The sequence below is a fragment of the Agrobacterium sp. CGMCC 11546 genome, from assembly GCF_013365515.1.
Taxonomy (GTDB): domain Bacteria; phylum Pseudomonadota; class Alphaproteobacteria; order Rhizobiales; family Rhizobiaceae; genus Agrobacterium; species Agrobacterium fabrum.
Map to the genome: position 1 here is coordinate 2604546 of NZ_CP047387.1, position 16612 is coordinate 2621157.

General features: G+C 59.4%; 13 protein-coding genes. 8 read left to right on the top strand and 5 right to left on the bottom strand.

The window, feature by feature from the left end:
• Window positions 1–122: 122 nt before the first annotated feature.
• Window positions 123–1304, top strand: coding sequence for a M20 aminoacylase family protein (locus GSF67_RS12850; protein ID WP_006310912.1), 1182 nt, complete (start codon window positions 123–125; stop codon window positions 1302–1304).
• Window positions 1305–1740: 436 nt separating this feature from the next.
• Complete coding sequence (locus GSF67_RS12855; protein ID WP_006310914.1) at window positions 1741–2844, top strand: NAD(P)/FAD-dependent oxidoreductase; 1104 nt, start codon at window positions 1741–1743, stop codon at window positions 2842–2844.
• 2 nt (window positions 2845–2846) lie between these two features.
• Here the strand turns inward: GSF67_RS12855 and GSF67_RS12860 are convergent, their stop codons facing one another.
• The 4 genes from GSF67_RS12860 to denD form a co-directional block, all read right to left on the bottom strand.
• The gene (locus tag GSF67_RS12860; protein WP_006310915.1) at window positions 2847–3821 is read right to left on the bottom strand and encodes a threonine/serine dehydratase; all 975 of its coding nucleotides are present in this window, start codon (window positions 3819–3821) and stop codon (window positions 2847–2849) included.
• Between the two features lie 124 nt (window positions 3822–3945).
• Window positions 3946–5730: an IlvD/Edd family dehydratase gene (locus GSF67_RS12865; RefSeq protein ID WP_006310916.1), complete on the bottom strand. Its 1785-nt coding sequence runs from the start codon at window positions 5728–5730 to the stop codon at window positions 3946–3948.
• Between the two features lie 9 nt (window positions 5731–5739).
• A complete protein-coding gene (locus GSF67_RS12870; RefSeq protein WP_006310917.1) occupies window positions 5740–6642 on the bottom strand; it encodes an NAD(P)-dependent oxidoreductase in 903 nt (300 codons plus the stop codon).
• The gene (denD, locus tag GSF67_RS12875) at window positions 6639–7625 is read right to left on the bottom strand and encodes a D-erythronate dehydrogenase (protein ID WP_006310918.1); all 987 of its coding nucleotides are present in this window, start codon (window positions 7623–7625) and stop codon (window positions 6639–6641) included. Before denD ends, GSF67_RS12870 begins: the two co-directional genes overlap by 4 nt.
• A gap of 193 nt (window positions 7626–7818) precedes the next feature.
• On the opposite strand from denD, the gene GSF67_RS12880 reads away from it, so the two are divergent.
• The 6 genes from GSF67_RS12880 to GSF67_RS12905 all read left to right on the top strand — a co-directional run bounded on the left by GSF67_RS12880 (window position 7819) and on the right by GSF67_RS12905 (window position 14435).
• The gene (locus GSF67_RS12880) at window positions 7819–9261 is read left to right on the top strand and encodes an FAD-binding oxidoreductase (protein WP_035214710.1); all 1443 of its coding nucleotides are present in this window, start codon (window positions 7819–7821) and stop codon (window positions 9259–9261) included.
• A gap of 116 nt (window positions 9262–9377) precedes the next feature.
• Window positions 9378–10094 (top strand): FadR/GntR family transcriptional regulator, encoded by a 717-nt coding sequence (locus tag GSF67_RS12885; RefSeq protein WP_006310920.1) that lies wholly within the window; start codon window positions 9378–9380, stop codon window positions 10092–10094.
• Between the two features lie 203 nt (window positions 10095–10297).
• Entirely contained in the window at window positions 10298–11458 is a 1161-nt protein-coding gene (locus GSF67_RS12890; RefSeq protein ID WP_006310922.1) for a fumarylacetoacetate hydrolase family protein, read from the top strand.
• A 116-nt stretch (window positions 11459–11574) separates the two neighbouring features.
• The gene (locus GSF67_RS12895) at window positions 11575–12105 is read left to right on the top strand and encodes a TRAP transporter small permease (protein ID WP_006310923.1); all 531 of its coding nucleotides are present in this window, start codon (window positions 11575–11577) and stop codon (window positions 12103–12105) included.
• 4 nt (window positions 12106–12109) lie between these two features.
• Window positions 12110–13387, top strand: a complete 1278-nt coding sequence (locus GSF67_RS12900; protein WP_006310925.1) for a TRAP transporter large permease — start codon at window positions 12110–12112, stop codon at window positions 13385–13387.
• 40 nt (window positions 13388–13427) lie between these two features.
• Window positions 13428–14435 (top strand): TRAP transporter substrate-binding protein, encoded by a 1008-nt coding sequence (locus tag GSF67_RS12905; protein WP_006310926.1) that lies wholly within the window; start codon window positions 13428–13430, stop codon window positions 14433–14435.
• 95 nt (window positions 14436–14530) lie between these two features.
• On the opposite strand, the gene acs is transcribed toward GSF67_RS12905, so the two are convergent.
• A complete protein-coding gene (gene acs / locus GSF67_RS12910; protein WP_006310927.1) occupies window positions 14531–16486 on the bottom strand; it encodes an acetate--CoA ligase in 1956 nt (651 codons plus the stop codon).
• Between the last annotated feature and the right edge of the window lie 126 nt (window positions 16487–16612).

Genomic DNA, 16612 nt, shown 5'->3' on the forward strand with positions numbered 1-16612 from the left:
ATGCAAGCGCCGAATTTCAAGGGCTTTCGCCATGGCGAAGAGCACTTTAGAATAAATTTATATGCTGATATGTCCGATGGGAAATACACCGAGACAGAACGGCCTAGCCGGGGACTTCGAAAATGACCAGACAGACCGCAAACATCGCCTCCTTTGCCAACCATATGCCAGACGTGGTGGCGATCCGCCGCCATCTGCACCGCCACCCCGAGATCGGTCTTTCGGAATTCAAGACGTCGGATTTCATTGCCGAACAGCTGGTGGAAATGGGCTACGAGGTGACGCGCGGGCTTGCCGGGACCGGCATCGTCGCGACGCTCCGAAACGGTGACAGCACCCGCGCGCTCGGCATTCGCGCCGACATCGACGCACTGCCGATCCACGAGGAAACCGGGGCGGACTATGCCAGCACCCATCAGGGCGTCATGCACGCCTGCGGTCACGATGGCCACACGGCCATGCTGCTCGGAGCGGCGAAGATCATCGCCGAACGCAGGAATTTCGATGGCACCCTGCATCTGATTTTCCAGCCGGCCGAGGAAAATTTCGGCGGCGCCCGCATCATGATCGAAGACGGCCTGTTCGAGCGCTTCCCGTGCGATGCAGTCTTTGCCCTGCATAATGATCCCGGCCTGCCCTTCGGACAATTCGTGCTGCGCGACGGGCCGATCCTTGCCGCCGTCGACGAATGCAAAATCACTGTCAGAGGTTATGGCGGCCACGGCGCCGAACCGCAGGATGCGGCCGATCCCATCGTTGCCGGCGCGAGCATCATCATGGCGTTGCAGACGGTGGTGTCCCGCAATATCCACCCGCAACTGTCGGCGGTCGTGACCGTTGGCGCATTCCATGCTGGCATGGCGAGCAACGTCATTCCCGAAACGGCAGAGATGTTGCTGACCATCCGCTCCTTCGATCCGGGCGTGCGCGACGAGCTGGAAAAGCGTATCCGGGCCATCGCCGAAGGCCAGGCAGCAAGCTACGGCATGAGCGTCACCATCGATTACGAGCGCGGTTATAACGCAACCGTCAATCACAAGGCGGAGACGGATTATGTCGCCGATCTCGCCCGTCGTTTTGCCGGACCGGAGAAGGTTCTGGAAATGAAGCGTCCATCGATGGGTGCCGAAGACTTCGCCTATATGCTCGAGAAGCGGCCGGGCTGCTATTTCTTCCTCGGCACCGCGCGCACCGATAACGATCCGCCACTGCACCATCCGAAATTCGATTTCAACGACGAAATTCTGCCGATCGGAACCACCTTCTGGGTGGATCTGGCGGAGGATTATCTGAAGGCGCGATAAACATAAAAAGGCCGGTCGGAGGAGCGGCCGGCCTTTATTCTCAACTTGCCTGAAAACCAGGGAGGATCAGGGAACGAGACCGAATATGACAGCAGCAACGAAGGCCATGCACACGCCGACAAGAGCCGCATGAACGGAATCTCTCCAGTTGCGAGGCGACTGGGGCTGCGAAACAAAGTCTTTTACTTTTCCTGCCTTGGAATAAGACATTGTACACTCCCTTCCTGCTCGGCCCTTGAAACGGGCATTGCTCATCTGGGGTAGAGAATAGCTTTATTCCCCACTGTTTCAGTAGAGATAAAATTCCATAAGAAGTGCCAATTGGGAAAAATAGGGGTCGTCACTTGCCTCCCAACAAGCATCAATCTACCCATCGCGGACTATTAACGCGTCGGGAGGGAGTTGGTTCAAACGGCCCTTCCGCGGACAGGAAGACATGACTGACATCGACGCCATCATCATCGGAGCGGGCGTGATCGGGCTTGCGACGGCCCGCGAATTGTCGATGCACGGCCTTTCCGTTATCATTCTGGAAAGCGAAACGGAATTCGGTTCGGCCACTTCGTCCCGCAATAGCGAAGTCATCCATGCGGGGCTTTATTATCCAGCCGGAAGCCTCAAGGCGAGGCTCTGTGTCGAGGGCAGGCAGCGGCTTTATGACTTTTGCGAGAGCCACGGCGTTGCGCACCGCCATTGCGGTAAACTCATCGTCGCCACGAGCGATGACGAAACGCCCCTGCTCGTTGCCCTCGGCGCAAAAGGCAAAGCCAATGGCTGCGACGATCTGGAGCTGATCGACCAACGACACGCGCTTTCACTCGAGCCTGCCCTTGCCTGCAGCTCAGCCCTGCTCTCACCCTCGACGGGCATCATCGACAGCCACGGCTATATGCTGGCACTGCTTGGCGAGGCGGAAGACCATGGCGCGGCCCTTGCGCTCAACGCGCCGTTCGAACGGGCGGAGGCGATGAGCGACGGTTTCCGGGTCCATGTCGGCGGCAAAGAACCCGTCAGCCTCACATGCCGGCTGCTCATAAATTCCGCCGGCCTTGCCGCGCCGATGGCGGCAGCCATGATCGAGGGGCTGCCGTCAGAGGCGATCCCGCAGGCACGTTTCGCCAAGGGCAGCTATTTCTCGCTGACAGGCAAATCGCCTTTTTCACGGTTGATCTATCCTGCACCGCACACCCACGGTCTTGGTGTGCACCTGACGCTGGATCTCGCCGGTCAGGCCCGGTTCGGGCCGGATGTGGAATGGGTTGATACCATCGACTATGCCGTTGATCCCCGCCGCATGGAGGGTTTCGGCGACGCCATAAGGCGTTATTGGCCGGGGCTGCCGGAACACGCGCTGGCCCCTGCCTATTCCGGTATCCGCCCGAAGATTTCCGGACCGGACGAACCAGCCATGGACTTTCGCATCGATGGGCCGGAAACCCATGGTCTTCCCGGCCTCGTCAATCTGTTCGGCATAGAAAGCCCCGGTTTGACCGCCTCGCTGGCGATTGCCGGCGAGATCGCCGCACGGTTGGAGGCCTGATATCAACCGAAGCGTGACAGAGCGTCTGCCATGATCCCGGGATCGACATTGCCGCCGGAGGCAACTGCAATCACGGTTTCGCTTTCCAGTTCCTTGCCATGAAAAAGCGCTGCGGCAAGCGCAACAGCACCACCCGGCTCGATAACGACCTTCAGCCGGTTGAAGGCGAGCACCATGGCCCTCAACGCTTCCTCCTCGCTGACGGCGATACCTTTCCCGCAAAGCCCTGCCATGATGGGAAAGGTGATATTGCCAGGCTGCGGCGTGACGATTGCATCACAGATCGAACCCGATGTCGTCGCATTCCGCTCGATCTTGCCCGCCGCAAGGGAGCGCGCCACGTCATCGAAACGCTCCGGTTCTGCCGTCCTGACCTTATAATTTCGCGCTTTCGCATCGAGTGCAAGAGAGATGCCGGAGGTGAGGCCGCCGCCGCCGCAAGGCACCAGAACCTCGGCAGTACCAATACCGAGTTCGGCGCCCTGCTCAGCGATTTCCAGCCCGACAGTCCCCTGCCCCGCAATCACCAGCGGTTCATCGTAAGGCCTGATCAGGGTCAGACCGCGCTCGCTCGACAACCGGTTGCCAATGGCGTCACGGTCTTCATTCGCCCGGTCGTAAAGCACCACCTCGGCGCCATAGGCGCGGGTATTGTCGATTTTGATCTTCGGCGCATCCGAGGGCATGATGATGACGGCGGGAATGCCATGCAGGCGGGCCGCGAGCGCCACGCCCTGCGCATGGTTGCCGGAGGAAAAGGCGATCACACCCTTGGCGCGCACATCCGCCGGCAAGCCGGATACCGCCGACCAGCCGCCGCGAAACTTGAAGGATCCCGTCCTTTGCAGGCATTCCGCCTTTACGAATAACTTTCGCCCGGCAATCTCGTCGAGAAAAGGCGATGTGAGCAGCGGTGTTCGCACCGCATGGTTGCCGATGCGCTCACGCGCCGCCTCGATCATCGAAATATCTGTCATGCCCTGCCCCCGGTAAGCGGATCTAATGCGGAATCTCAGGCTACATTAGGAGGTCGTGATCAAATGCGAAACCGCCTCCAAAAGAAAAATCCCCGGTGCTGGCCGGGGATTTTGTCATATTCGGTCAGTGATTGTGCCGGGGCATTTTTTCGGCGATCCGACGGAAATCCGCCGCCCCTTCCAGAACCGCGCCATCGGAAAGCTGGGTCACCGATTGACGATAGATACGCTGCCACGGCGTTGCATCCGCAGGCACGGCAGGAATACCGTCGGCCTTGCGGGCATCCAGCTCGGCTTGCGGCACCAGGGCGTTGCATTCGCCCTTGTTGAAGTCGATGCGGATCACATCGCCGGTGCGCAGCCGTGCCAGCCCGCCCCCCGCCGCACTTTCCGGGGAAGCATTGAGGATCGACGGGCTGTCCGCCGTTCCCGACTGCCGACCGTCGCCGATCGTCGGCAGGCTGGTAATGCCCTTTTTCAGAAGCGCATCCGGTGGCTGCATGTTGACGACCTCGGCCGAACCCGGCCAGCCGAGCGGCCCCGCGCCACGAATGACAAGAATGGTGCGCTCGTCAATATCCAGCGACGGCTCGTTGATGCGGGCGTGATAATCCTCCGAACCATCGAATACGACGCACTTGCCTTCGAATACCCCCTCGCGGCCCGGCTCGCTGAGGTAACGCTGGCGGAACTCCGCCGAGATCACGCTCGTCTTCATGATGGCGAAATCGAAAAGATTGCCCTTGAGAACGAGGAAACCGGCGCGCTCCTTGAGCGGCTTGTCATAGGGCAGGATCACGTCGCGGTCGGTCGATTCACGCCCGTCCAGATTTTCCGCCATCGTCTTGCCGGTCACGGTCGGACAGCTTCCGTCGAGCTTGCCCGCCTGCAGAAGCTCCCACATGATGGCGGGCGTACCACCGGCGCGGTGATATTTTTCGCCCAGCCATTTGCCGGCCGGCTGGACATTGGCCAACAGCGGAATATCGTAGCCGTGAGCCTGCCAGTCCTCTTCGCGAAGCTCGACACCGGCATGTTTCGCCATCGCCGCCAGATGCGGCTGCGCGTTGGTGGAACCGCCAATCGCCGAGTTGACGCGGATCGCATTCAGGAACGCTTCGCGTGTCATGATGTCGGAAGGCTTGATATTCTCGATGACCAGTTCGACGGCACGACGGCCGGTGCGATAGGCCATCTGGCCACGCTCGCGGTAAGCGGCCGGGATAGCGCCGCAGCCGGTGAGCGACATGCCGAGCGCTTCCGCCATGGCATTCATGGTGGATGCGGTGCCCATGGTGTTGCAATGCCCGACCGACGGAGCCGATTCCAGCGCTGCCTGCAAAAACTCCTCGCGAGTGATTTCGCCCGCGCCATATTTGCGGCGCATGCGCCAGATGACGGTGCCGGAACCGACCAGATCGCCGTCATGATACCCGTCGAGCATCGGCCCGCCGGAAAGCACGATAGCAGGAATATCGACCGTGCTCGCCGCCATCAGCGCCGAAGGCGTGGTCTTGTCGCAGCCGGTTGTCAGAACGACACCATCGAGCGGGTAGCCGTAAAGCACTTCCACGAGGCTGAGATAAGCGAGATTGCGATCAAGCGCCGCCGTTGGGCGCTTGCAGTTTTCGAACATCGGATGGGTCGGAAACTCGATCGGGATACCGCCCGCATCGCGGATACCATCTCTCACCCGCTTGACCAGTTCCACATGGACCCGGTTGCAGGGCGTCAGATCACTGCCGCTCTGCGCAATGCCGATGACAGGCTTGCCGGAGCGCAACTCTTCCGGCGTCACCCCGTAATTCATGAAGCGCTCCAGATAGAGCGCCGTCATGTCGAGATGATCGGGGTTATCGAACCAGTCCTGGGATCGCAGGCGGCGCATGGGTGTCTTGTTGTCGCTCATCAGCCCGCCTCAGCCCTGTTCACGATTGTTGAGTTTTTCGAGGTAGAGCAGGATGCCGCTATGATCGATATCCGCCCCGCCATCACCGACGAAATCATCGAATTCCCGCGTGACCTGTTGGGTAAGCGGCAGGGTGAGAGCGAGATCCTTGGCCGTCGCCAGCACGCCGTTCAGATCCTTGAGCTGGAACTTTGACGGACCGCCCGGCACGAAATTGCGCTTCACCATGCGTTCGCCATGCAGTTCCAGGATCCGGCTTTCGGCAAAACCACCGCGTATGGCATTGCGAAACCCTTCACGGGAGGCGCCGCCCGCTTCCACCAGCATCATCGCTTCGGCAACGGCGCCGATGGTAATGGCGACAATCTGCTGGTTGGCGAGCTTGCAAAGCTGGCCCGCCCCCGAAGGGCCGACATAGGTGAGCCGGCCCATCGGCGCGAAGACATCCGCAAGTCCAGATATCAATGCCTCGTCACCGCCCGCCATAATGGCAAGCGTGCCAGCCGTTGCACCGGGCACACCACCGGAAACCGGTGCATCGACGTGATGAATACCCATTGCCTGTAGGCGGGAAGAGTGTTCGCGCGCAATAGGCGGCGCAATCGAACTGCTGTCGATCACGACGGCACCTTTTGCCAGCGCTTCGGCCACGCCCGCCTCGAACAGCACTTCGCCCACGGCATTGCCATCGCTCAGCATGGTGATGACGATATCGGCACCCCTTGCGGCCTCCGCCGGAGAGGCCGCCAGAACGGCACCATCGGCAACCAGTGCCTGCGCCTTATTGACGCTGCGGTTCCAGACCTTGACCGAAAAGCCGGCACCCAGCAAACGCCGGGCCATCGGCCCGCCCATCAGGCCCGTGCCGATAAAGGCGACAGACCGCTTCTTCTCCTCCCCGCCGACACTCATTTCAGTGAACCTCCCAGCTCGTCCTCAATATGAACCTGAATGATCTCTTCAAACGAGCTTTCAGCCGTAAAGCCGAGCTCGCGGGCGCGCTTTGCTTCGAAGCCGGGTGCCCAGCCTTCGCACATGCGCATGATCATCTCATTCGGTTCACGGCGGATGAGCGCAACGGCCTTTTCACCGGCAACCTTGCGCAGCGCCTCGATCTGTTCGCCAACGGTGGCGCTGAGGCCCGGCATGGAAAGGTTGCGGCGCGGGCCGACCTTTTCCACGTCGATCATCGCACCATGGATAAGGAAACCGACGGCGGAACGCGGCGAGGCATGCCAGTGGCGAATGCTCTCCGGAACCGGCAGAACCGCTTCCTGGCCGACCAGCGGCTCGCGCAGGATATTGGAGAAGAAGCCGGAGGCGGCAGCATTGGGCTTGCCGGGACGAATGCAGATTGTCGGCAGACGAATGCCGATACCGTCAAAGAAACCGCGGCGGCTGTAGTCGGAAAGCAGCAACTCGCAGATCGCCTTTTGCGTGCCATAGCTGGTCAGCGGCGTGGTGTGGAATTCATCCGGGATCGGATAGGGAAGCGGCGCACCGAAGACGGCGATCGACGAGGTGAAGACCACGCGCGGCTTGTAGCCATCCTTGCCATTGGCGATGCGGATGGCGTCGAAGAGATAACGCGTGCCATCGAGATTGATGCGGTAGCCCTTGTCGAAATCAAGCTCGGCTTCGCCGGAGACGATGGCGGCAAGATGGAAGATGACATCGGGACGGGCTTCGACCAGCTTTTCGGCTTCGCCCGGCGCCGAGAGATCGGCCGCCCGCGCGTCGACTGCACCGGAAAAGCCGGCGGGAGCTTCAGGCTGGAACACGTCGATGAGCGTGAACTTCTCGACCGGCTTGCCGCCGAGCGATCCGTCCTTGACGAGACGCTGCGTCAGCTTGCGGCCAACCATGCCTGCGGCGCCGATGATTGCGATATGCATGTCTTCCTCCTCTATGTCCCGGCCATTCTCCCGGGACCGAAAATCACCATCGGCCTAGTGACCGATAAATTAGCTTGTAAGGTTGTCTGATAACCTTATATGATCCGATTGAAAATAGTATTTTTCACAAACCGGTAAAAGCAAGGGCGAAAGACTCTTGCGTGGGTATTTTAGGGCGGATTGGACGGAGAGGGTGGAATTGAGCGAACACGATATCGAGGAATTGCGGTTCTCGTTGAAGAACAGGCTGGGTGAGGCTCTACTGTTGACCTCTCAGGAAGACATGCTGCGTTATTGCCGCGACTGGCACGGCGACGTCACCAGCTCGGCCGTGGCCGTCATCCGCCCCCGCTCAACCAAGGAAGTGTCCGATACGGTGCTCGCCTGCGCCGAACTCGGCCTCGCCATCATTCCCCAGGGCGGAAATACCGGGCTGGTGCTCGGCGGCATTCCCGATGCGCCCAAACACCAGGTCGTGCTAAGCCTTGAGCGTATGAACGCCATCCGCACCATAGACAGCGACGATTTTTCGGCCGTGGTCGAAGCCGGCTGCATCCTCTCGGAATTCAAGGATGCGGTTCAGGACAAGGGCATGTTTTTCCCGCTCTCGCTTGGCGCGCAGGGCAGTTGCCGCATTGGTGGCAACGTCTCCACCAATGCCGGCGGCATCAATGTCCTGCGTTATGGCATGACCCGCGAACTGGTTTTGGGTCTTGAAGTGGTGCTGCCGGATGGCACCATCTGGAACGGCCTGTCGACCCTGCGCAAGGACAATCGCGGCATTGACCTGAAGCAGCTTTTCATCGGTGCGGAAGGAACCCTCGGCATCATCACCGCCGTTGCCGTAAAGCTTTACCCCAATCCCGAACATGTCGAGACGGCGCTGCTCGGCCTCAATTCGCTTGATGACGCCATAAAGCTTTACCGCCGCGCCCGCCGCGAATGCTGCGACCTCATGTCCGCATTCGAATTCATGCCGCCCGTCGCCTTCACGCTGGCGATCGAAGCTATTCCCGATCTGAAGATGCCGATCGCCGGCGATTATCCCGCTTATGTGCTGATGGAGATTTCCGGCTCAGGGCTGGTGGATACGGCCGACCTTATGGGGCGTTTCCTCGAGGGCGTGATGGAAGATGGCCTGGTGCTGGACGGCGTCATCGCCTCCTCCCGCGCACAGGCGCAGTCGCTCTGGCTGTTCCGCGAAGGCATGAACGAAGGCCAGGCGCTGCGCGGCAGCCATATGCGCACCGATATCTCGGTGCCGCTCTCCAAACTCGCGGCTTTCGTGGCCGAGGCGGAAGCCGAACTGGCGGAAAAACTCCCCGAATGCCTTGCGGTTTCCTACGGTCACGTCGGAGACGGCAATGTCCACCTCAACGTGCTGCCGCCCAACGGCGCAACACTGGAGGAGCGTGAGGCCTTTATCTACAAGTCCAAGACACTCGTGAACGAAGTCCTCGACCGTTACGTCGGCAGCATCAGTGCCGAACACGGCATTGGCCGCCTGAAACGCTCCGATTTCGAAAGCCGGCTATCGGATGTGCAGCGTCGGATGATCACGGGTTTGAAAAATGTCTTCGATCCCGATTTGCGAATGAATCCCGGTTGCCAGATAACCCTGCAACCGGATAGCTAATCGAGAAATAACAAAGGCGGCTTGAACACGCCGCCTTTGAAAACCCGCTGGCGGCGAAGGAGGAAGTCGCTGCCGCGGAAAAACGAACCAATCGTTTCTGGGGAACGGGAGCAATCATGACGCTGGAGTTCAATCAGATACATCGCAACGATCATCTGCCCGGCCGTATCGCCACGGAGATCGCCCGCGAAATCAATGATTCGAAACTCGGGCCGGGCGACAGGCTGCCGACGGAACATGTTCTCGCGAAAACCTTCGGCGTCAGCCGCTCGGTCATACGCGAGGCGATCGCGCAACTGCGCAACGAAGGTTTCGTTGAAACCCGGCAAGGGGTAGGCGCTTTTGTAACCGATCCGCGGCAACGATTGTCGATCCGGATCGAGCAATCCACCCTGAACGATCCCGAAAACTTCCGAGACCTGATGCAACTTCGGATGTCGCTGGAGATCGATGCCGCAGGCCTTGCGGCATTACATCACAAACCCGAACATCTGGAAAAGTTCGACAAGGCCATTTACGGCATGCGCAATGCTATCGAATGGTCCAAGGACGGGGTCGAAGCTGATCTCGATTTCCATCGCACCATGGCGCAAGCCACCGGTAATGAATATTTCCTGATTTTTCTTGGCTTCATTGCCCAACGCATTAGTTCGGCCATCAATACCGCTTTTTCGCGGGCCGTTTACGGCGAAATCCTGGAAATTACCATAAACGAGCATGTCGTGCTGCGGGACGCCATTGCATCGCGAAATGTTGCGCTGGCGCGAGATGCCATGCGTCAGCACATTTTAGGCGCCGCCCGACGGCTGAACATTGATCTCGACATCTTCTGATCTTTGGACGCCGTTGGTATTGAAGCTATAGGACAGCTTTGCCGCATTTGTTGGATGGCGATGGCGAATAAGGCGAATTTTTGTCTGATGCACCGCTAGACTCGCCGCAAAAGTCATACTAAGAAGAATGAGATTAGGTTGTCAGACATCCAGACAATAAGACCGCAGGAGGCGGCCTGTGGGATGCTGAAGGGGAGGACTATATGACCGGCACAAGGTCCATCGACGCTACCGCAATTTTGCCTGACGATTTCGAAAACGCGCTGCTCGTCGGCCGCGTCTGGTCGAAAAGCGAAGGCGGGCCCTGCCCCGTGCTGCTCAAGGGCGGCGTGCTTTATGACCTCACCTCGCTTTCCCCCACCATGTCCGAACTTCTGGAAAAGACGGATCTGGTGGAGCAGCTTGCCGACACCAGCACTTTCGTCGCGCTCGGCGCGCTTGACGCGTTTCTGGACGGTTCCGCTGGCGAGCTTCTTGCCCCCAACGACATTCAAGCCGTCAAGGCCGCCGGCGTCACCTTTGCCGACAGCATGCTGGAACGAGTGATCGAGGAGCAGGCCAAGGGTGATCCGCTGCGCGCGCAGGAAATCCGCGGACGGCTCGCTCCGGTTCTCGGCGACAATCTGAAGGGACTTGAGGCCGGTTCGGAAAAAGCCGCTGAAGTGAAGAAACTGCTCCAGGAAATGGGCCTCTGGTCGCAATATCTGGAAGTTGGTATCGGCCCGGATGCGGAAATCTTCTCCAAGGCGCAGGCTATGGCCTCCGTCGGCTGCGGCGCGCTGATCGGCGTTCACCCGAAATCGCAGTGGAACAACCCGGAGCCGGAAGTGGTGCTTGCCATCGCTTCCGATGGCCGCATCGTTGGCGCGACGCTCGGCAACGACGTCAACCTGCGCGATTTCGAAGGCCGCTCCGCCCTCCTGCTCAGCAAGGCGAAGGACAACAACGCATCCTGCGCGATCGGTCCTTTCATTCGCCTGTTCGATGGCAATTTCACCATTGAAGACGTGAAGAAGTCGCAGATCTCGCTTCTGGTCGAGGGCGAAGACGGTTTCACCATGACGGGCGTCAGCGCGATGCAGGCAATCAGCCGCACGCCGGAAAACCTTGCGTCCCAGCTCTTGAACCGCAACCATCAATATCCAGATGGCGCCGTCTTCTTCCTTGGCACGATGTTCGCGCCGGTCAAGGACCGCCATGGCCCGGGTCTCGGCTTCACCCACTCCAAGGGCGACCGCGTCGAAATCTCGACACCCAAGCTCGGCAAGCTGATCAACTGGGTAACGACGACTGACGAATGCCCGGAATGGACATTCGGCACCGTGGCCCTGATGCGCAACCTGGCGAAACGCGGACTGCTCTAGGCAATCCCGCAAAACCGCATTTCGGTTTTGCACCCAGAATTGCGAAAACCAATAGGTGGAGTATTGAAGGCGATCCTTCGCTGAAAATGCTCCAGATATTTCTTCGGGAGGGGAAAATGCAAAAGACCATCAATCTCTTTTACCGGATTCTCGAAATCATTCTCGTCCTGCTGCTCGCCGGCATGTCGATCATGGTCTTCGTCAACGTCGTCATGCGTTACACGATGAATTCCGGCATCAACGTCTCGGAAGAGCTGTCGCGTTATTTCTTCGTGTGGCTGACCTTCCTCGGCGCCGTTCTGACCTTCCGCGAAAACAGCCACATGGGCATCGAAACGCTCGTGATGTTCCTGTCGCGCCGCGCCCGCATCGTCTGCATGATCGTGTCGAATATCATCATTCTGGGCTGTTCCGCCATCTTCTTCTGGGGAACTTGGAAACAGTCCGCCATCAATGCCAGCATGCACGCCCCTGTCACCAAGCTGTCGATGATCTGGGTCTACGGCATCGGCATGTTCACCGGCGGCCTGATGTTCATCATCGCCCTTGAACGCCTTTATCGGTATGTGACGGGCGGCGTGACAGAGGACGAAATCGCCCAGTTCGCCGGCGAGAACCTCACGATCGAACAGCTTTCGGAGCGCTGATACCATGACACTTTTCGTTTTTGTCGGCTCTCTTCTCGGAGCCATGGCGATTGGCGTTCCCGTCGCTTTCTCGCTGATGTTCTGCGGCGTCGTGCTAATGTGGTACGTGGGCATGTTCAACACGGCGATCATCGCCCAGAACATGATTTCGGGCGCGGATACCTTCACGCTGCTCGCCATCCCCTTCTTCATTCTGGCCGGTGAACTGATGAACTCCGGTGGTCTTTCCCGCCGTATCATCGATTTTGCGATTGCGCTCGTCGGCCATATCCGTGGCGGCCTCGGCATCGTGGCGATCGTCGCGGCCATCATCATGGCCAGCATCTCCGGTTCGGCCGCTGCCGACACCGCAGCCCTTGCCGCAATCCTCATCCCGATGATGGCGAAAGCCGGTTACAACATTCCGCGCTCCGGCGGCCTGATTGCTGCGGGCGGCATCATTGCCCCGGTCATTCCGCCCTCCATGGCCTTCATCGTCTTCGGCGTCGCCGCCAACGTCTCGATCACCCAGCTTTTCCTTGCCGGTATCGTACCCGGTATCATGATGGGTGCATCGCTTATTATCGCATGGCTGATTGTGGTTCGTAAGGACAACGTACAGCCTTTGCCAAAAACGTCTGGCAAGGAACGCCTGCTGGTTACAGCGCGTGCCGGCTGGGCGCTCGGCATGCCGGTCATCATTCTGGGCGGTATCAAGGCCGGCATCATGACGCCGACGGAAGCTGCCGTCGTCGCTGCCGCCTACGCCCTCTTCGTCGGCATGGTCATCTATCGCGAGCTGAAGCCTGCAGACCTCTTCCACGTCCTGCTGCGCGCCGCCAAGAGCACCTCGATCATCATGTTCCTGGTCTGCGCCGCACTCGTCTCGGCATGGCTCATCACGGCTGCAAACATTCCGAACGAAGTCGCGGGCTATATCGAGCCGCTGATCGACCGCCCGATGCTGTTGATGGCCGCCATGATGGTTCTGGTTTTCATCGTCGGCACCGCGCTCGACCTGACCCCGACCATCCTGATCCTGACGCCTGTCCTGATGCCGATCGTCAAGCAGGCTGGCATCGATCCGGTCTATTTCGGCGTCCTCTTCATCATCAATAACGCGATCGGCCTGATCACCCCACCGGTTGGCGTCGTGCTGAACGTCGTCTCAGGCGTCGGCCGCATCCCGCTCGGCAAGGTCACGGTCGGTGTCTGGCCGTTCCTCGTCGCCGAGACCATCGTGCTGGCATTGCTGGTGATTTTCCCGGACATCGTTCTGGTTCCGCTGCAGTACCTTCGTTAATCCGCAACCGCTTCTCGACCACAATCCAAGGGAGGATATTATGAGAAAGCTTCTTCTGACCACCACGGCAATCGCCTTCGCCGTTGGCGCCGCTGCCCCGGCAATGGCCGAATTCAACAGCCGCAACATCCGTGTTTCGAACGGCATCAACCAGGACCATCCTGTCGGCAACGGCATCAAGGCCATGCAGGCCTGCCTCGACGACAAGTCGGGCGGCAAGCTGAAGCTGACGGCATTCTGGGGTGGCGCTCTCGGCGGCGACCTTCAGGCGACGCAGGCCCTGCGCTCCGGCGTTCAGGAAGCCGTCGTCACATCGTCCTCGCCGCTCGTCGGTCTCATTCCGTCGCTCGGCGTCTTCGACCTGCCGTTCCTCTTTGCCAATGACAAAGAAGCCGATGCCGTGATGGACGGCGCCTTTGGCGACATGATGAACAAGAAGCTGGAAGAACAGGGCCTCGTGAACCTGGCCTACTGGGAGAACGGCTTCCGCAACCTTTCCAACTCCAAGCACGCCGTGAACAAGTGGGAAGATTTCTCGGGCCTCAAGGTCCGCGTGATGCAGAACAACATCTTCCTCGACACCTTCCAGAACCTCGGCGCCAATGCAACGCCGATGGCTTTTGGTGAAGTGTTCTCAGCACTTGAAACCAATGCGATCGACGCGCAGGAAAACCCCTATGTGACGATCGACACCTCCAAGTTCTACGAGGTGCAGAAATACGTCACCGAGACGAACCACGCCTACACGCCGTTCCTCTTCCTCTTCTCCAAGCCGATCTTCGACAGCTACACGCCCGAAGAACAGACGGCCCTGCGTGAATGCGCAGTCGTCGGTCGCGATGAAGAGCGCAAGGTCATCCGCGAACTGAACCAGAAGTCGCTGGAAAAGATCAAGGCTGCCGGCCTCGAGGTCAACACGCTGTCTCCGGAAGAGCAGACCCGTATCCGCGAAAAGTCGATGGTCGTTTACGAAAAGCACAAGGCTGAAATCGGCGCTGATGTCGTTGACGCCGTTCTGGCCGACCTGAAGAAAATCCGCGGCCAGTAAGCCTATCTGTATTGAATAAAAAACACCCGGAAGTTTGCTTCCGGGTGTTTTCGTTTGCGGAAAGAAAAGGCTGCCGAAGCAGCCTTTCCAGAAGATCAGGACGCCGTGCGGTTCTGGCGGTTGGCGATGAGATCTTCCACCACCGCCGGATCGGCAAGCGTCGACGTATCCCCAAGCGCACCGAAATCGTCCTCGGCGATTTTGCGCAGAATGCGCCGCATGATCTTGCCTGAGCGGGTCTTCGGCAGGCCGGGCGCAAACTGGATCTTGTCGGGCGTCGCAACCGGTCCGATCTCGTTGCGCACATGCTTTACCAGCTCCTCGCGCAGCGCATAATCGCCACTCTGCCCCGCCATCAGCGTGACATAACAATAAATGCCCTGCCCCTTGATGGGGTGCGGATAACCGACCACCGCCGCTTCCGAAACCTGATGATGCGAGACCAGTGCCGATTCTACCTCGGCCGTGCCTAGGCGGTGGCCGGAGACGTTGAGCACGTCATCGACGCGACCTGTGATCCAGTAATAACCGTCCTCGTCGCGCCGGCAGCCGTCACCGGTGAAGTACTTGCCCTTGTAGGTCGAGAAGTAGGTGTCGACGAATCGCTGGTGATCCCCATAAACGGACCGCGACTGGCCCGGCCAGCTGTCGATGATGCAGAGATTGCCGTCCGCCGGCCCTTCCAGCACATTGCCCTCGGCATCGACAAGCTGCGGCTGCACGCCGAAGAACGGCCTTGTTGCCGACCCTGGCTTCAGATCGGTCGCACCCGGCAACGGCGAGATGAGAATGCCGCCCGTTTCCGTCTGCCACCAGGTGTCTACGATCGGGCTCTTGTCCTCGCCGACCACATGGTAATACCACTCCCACGCTTCCGGATTGATCGGCTCACCCACCGTTCCGAGAAGCCGCAGGCTTTCGCGCGACGAGCGCTGAACGAACTGGTCGCCCGCCCCCATCAGCGATCGGAGCGCCGTCGGCGCGGTATAGAAGATATTGACCTTGTGCTTGTCGATGACCTCCCAGAAACGCCCCTGATCCGGGAAGTTGGGAACACCCTCGAACATCAGCGTTGTCGCACAATTGGCGAGTGGCCCGTAGACGATGTAGGAATGGCCGGTAACCCAGCCAACATCGGCCGTACACCAGAAGACTTCACCATCCTTGTAATCGAACACATATTCATGCGTCATCGACGTATAGACGAGATAGCCGCCCGTGGTGTGCAACACACCCTTGGGCTTGCCGGTGGAGCCTGAAGTGTAGAGGATGAACAGCGGATCTTCCGCCCGCATCTTCACCGGCGGGCAATCCGGCTTCACGGTGGCGATTTCCTGATGGTACCAGATGTCGCGGCCGGGCGCCCAGCCGGTCTTGCCGCCAGTGCGGCGCACGACCAGAACCTTGTTGACGATGACATATTGCTTGGCGGCGATATCGATCGCCTTGTCGGTATTTTCCTTGAGCGGGATCGGCTTGCCGCCGCGAACGCCTTCATCGCAGGTGATGACGAAGGTCGATTCGCAGTCAACGATACGACCGGCCAGCGCTTCGGGCGAGAAGCCGCCAAAGACGACGGAATGCACGGCGCCGATGCGGGCGCAGGCGAGCATGGCATAGGCCGCCTCGGGAATCATCGGCATGTAGATGGTGACGCGGTCACCCTTCTTGACGCCGTGCTTCTTCAACACATTGGCCAGACGGCAGACATAATCATAGAGCTGGTTATAGGTGATCTTCTTGTCGATATAGGGATTGTCGCCTTCCCAGATGATCGCCGTGCGCTCGCCATGCGTCTTCAAATACCGGTCGATACAGTTATAGGAGACGTTCGTCAGGCCATCCTCGAACCACTTGATCGGCACACGCCCCTTGAATGAGGTGTTCTTGACCTTGGTATAGGGCTTGAACCAGTCGATCCGCCGGCCGTGCTTGTCCCAGAATTTTTCCGGATCCTCGACGCTCTCCTGATACCATTTCTGGTAACGCTCATTGTCGATGAGCGTGCGGGCTTTCGCCGATTTGAGCACCGGGTAGATTTTGGCAGACATGAACTCCTCCTGAACCAAGTATGTCTTGTTGCGCGCCTTGAGACTCCCACCTCAGGCATGTGGTGAATTCATAGCAGGTCAATGACTGACGGCAATTAGACAAAGGCATTTGTTTCGCAAAGAATT

What these genes read in the sequence shown, in the direction of transcription:
- GSF67_RS12855 (WP_006310914.1), top strand. Translation starts at nt 1,741, where the DNA reads ATGACTGACATCGACGCCATCATCATCGGAGCGGGCGTGATCGGGCTT.
- GSF67_RS12865 (WP_006310916.1), bottom strand. Translation starts at nt 5,730, where the DNA reads ATGAGCGACAACAAGACACCCATGCGCCGCCTGCGATCCCAGGACTGG.
- GSF67_RS12905 (WP_006310926.1), top strand. Translation starts at nt 13,428, where the DNA reads ATGAGAAAGCTTCTTCTGACCACCACGGCAATCGCCTTCGCCGTTGGC.
- GSF67_RS12900 (WP_006310925.1), top strand. Translation starts at nt 12,110, where the DNA reads ATGACACTTTTCGTTTTTGTCGGCTCTCTTCTCGGAGCCATGGCGATT.
- GSF67_RS12850 (WP_006310912.1), top strand. Translation starts at nt 123, where the DNA reads ATGACCAGACAGACCGCAAACATCGCCTCCTTTGCCAACCATATGCCA.
- GSF67_RS12895 (WP_006310923.1), top strand. Translation starts at nt 11,575, where the DNA reads ATGCAAAAGACCATCAATCTCTTTTACCGGATTCTCGAAATCATTCTC.
- GSF67_RS12890 (WP_006310922.1), top strand. Translation starts at nt 10,298, where the DNA reads ATGACCGGCACAAGGTCCATCGACGCTACCGCAATTTTGCCTGACGAT.
- denD (WP_006310918.1), bottom strand. Translation starts at nt 7,625, where the DNA reads ATGCATATCGCAATCATCGGCGCCGCAGGCATGGTTGGCCGCAAGCTG.
- GSF67_RS12885 (WP_006310920.1), top strand. Translation starts at nt 9,378, where the DNA reads ATGACGCTGGAGTTCAATCAGATACATCGCAACGATCATCTGCCCGGC.
- acs (WP_006310927.1), bottom strand. Translation starts at nt 16,486, where the DNA reads ATGTCTGCCAAAATCTACCCGGTGCTCAAATCGGCGAAAGCCCGCACG.
- GSF67_RS12870 (WP_006310917.1), bottom strand. Translation starts at nt 6,642, where the DNA reads ATGAGTGTCGGCGGGGAGGAGAAGAAGCGGTCTGTCGCCTTTATCGGC.
- GSF67_RS12860 (WP_006310915.1), bottom strand. Translation starts at nt 3,821, where the DNA reads ATGACAGATATTTCGATGATCGAGGCGGCGCGTGAGCGCATCGGCAAC.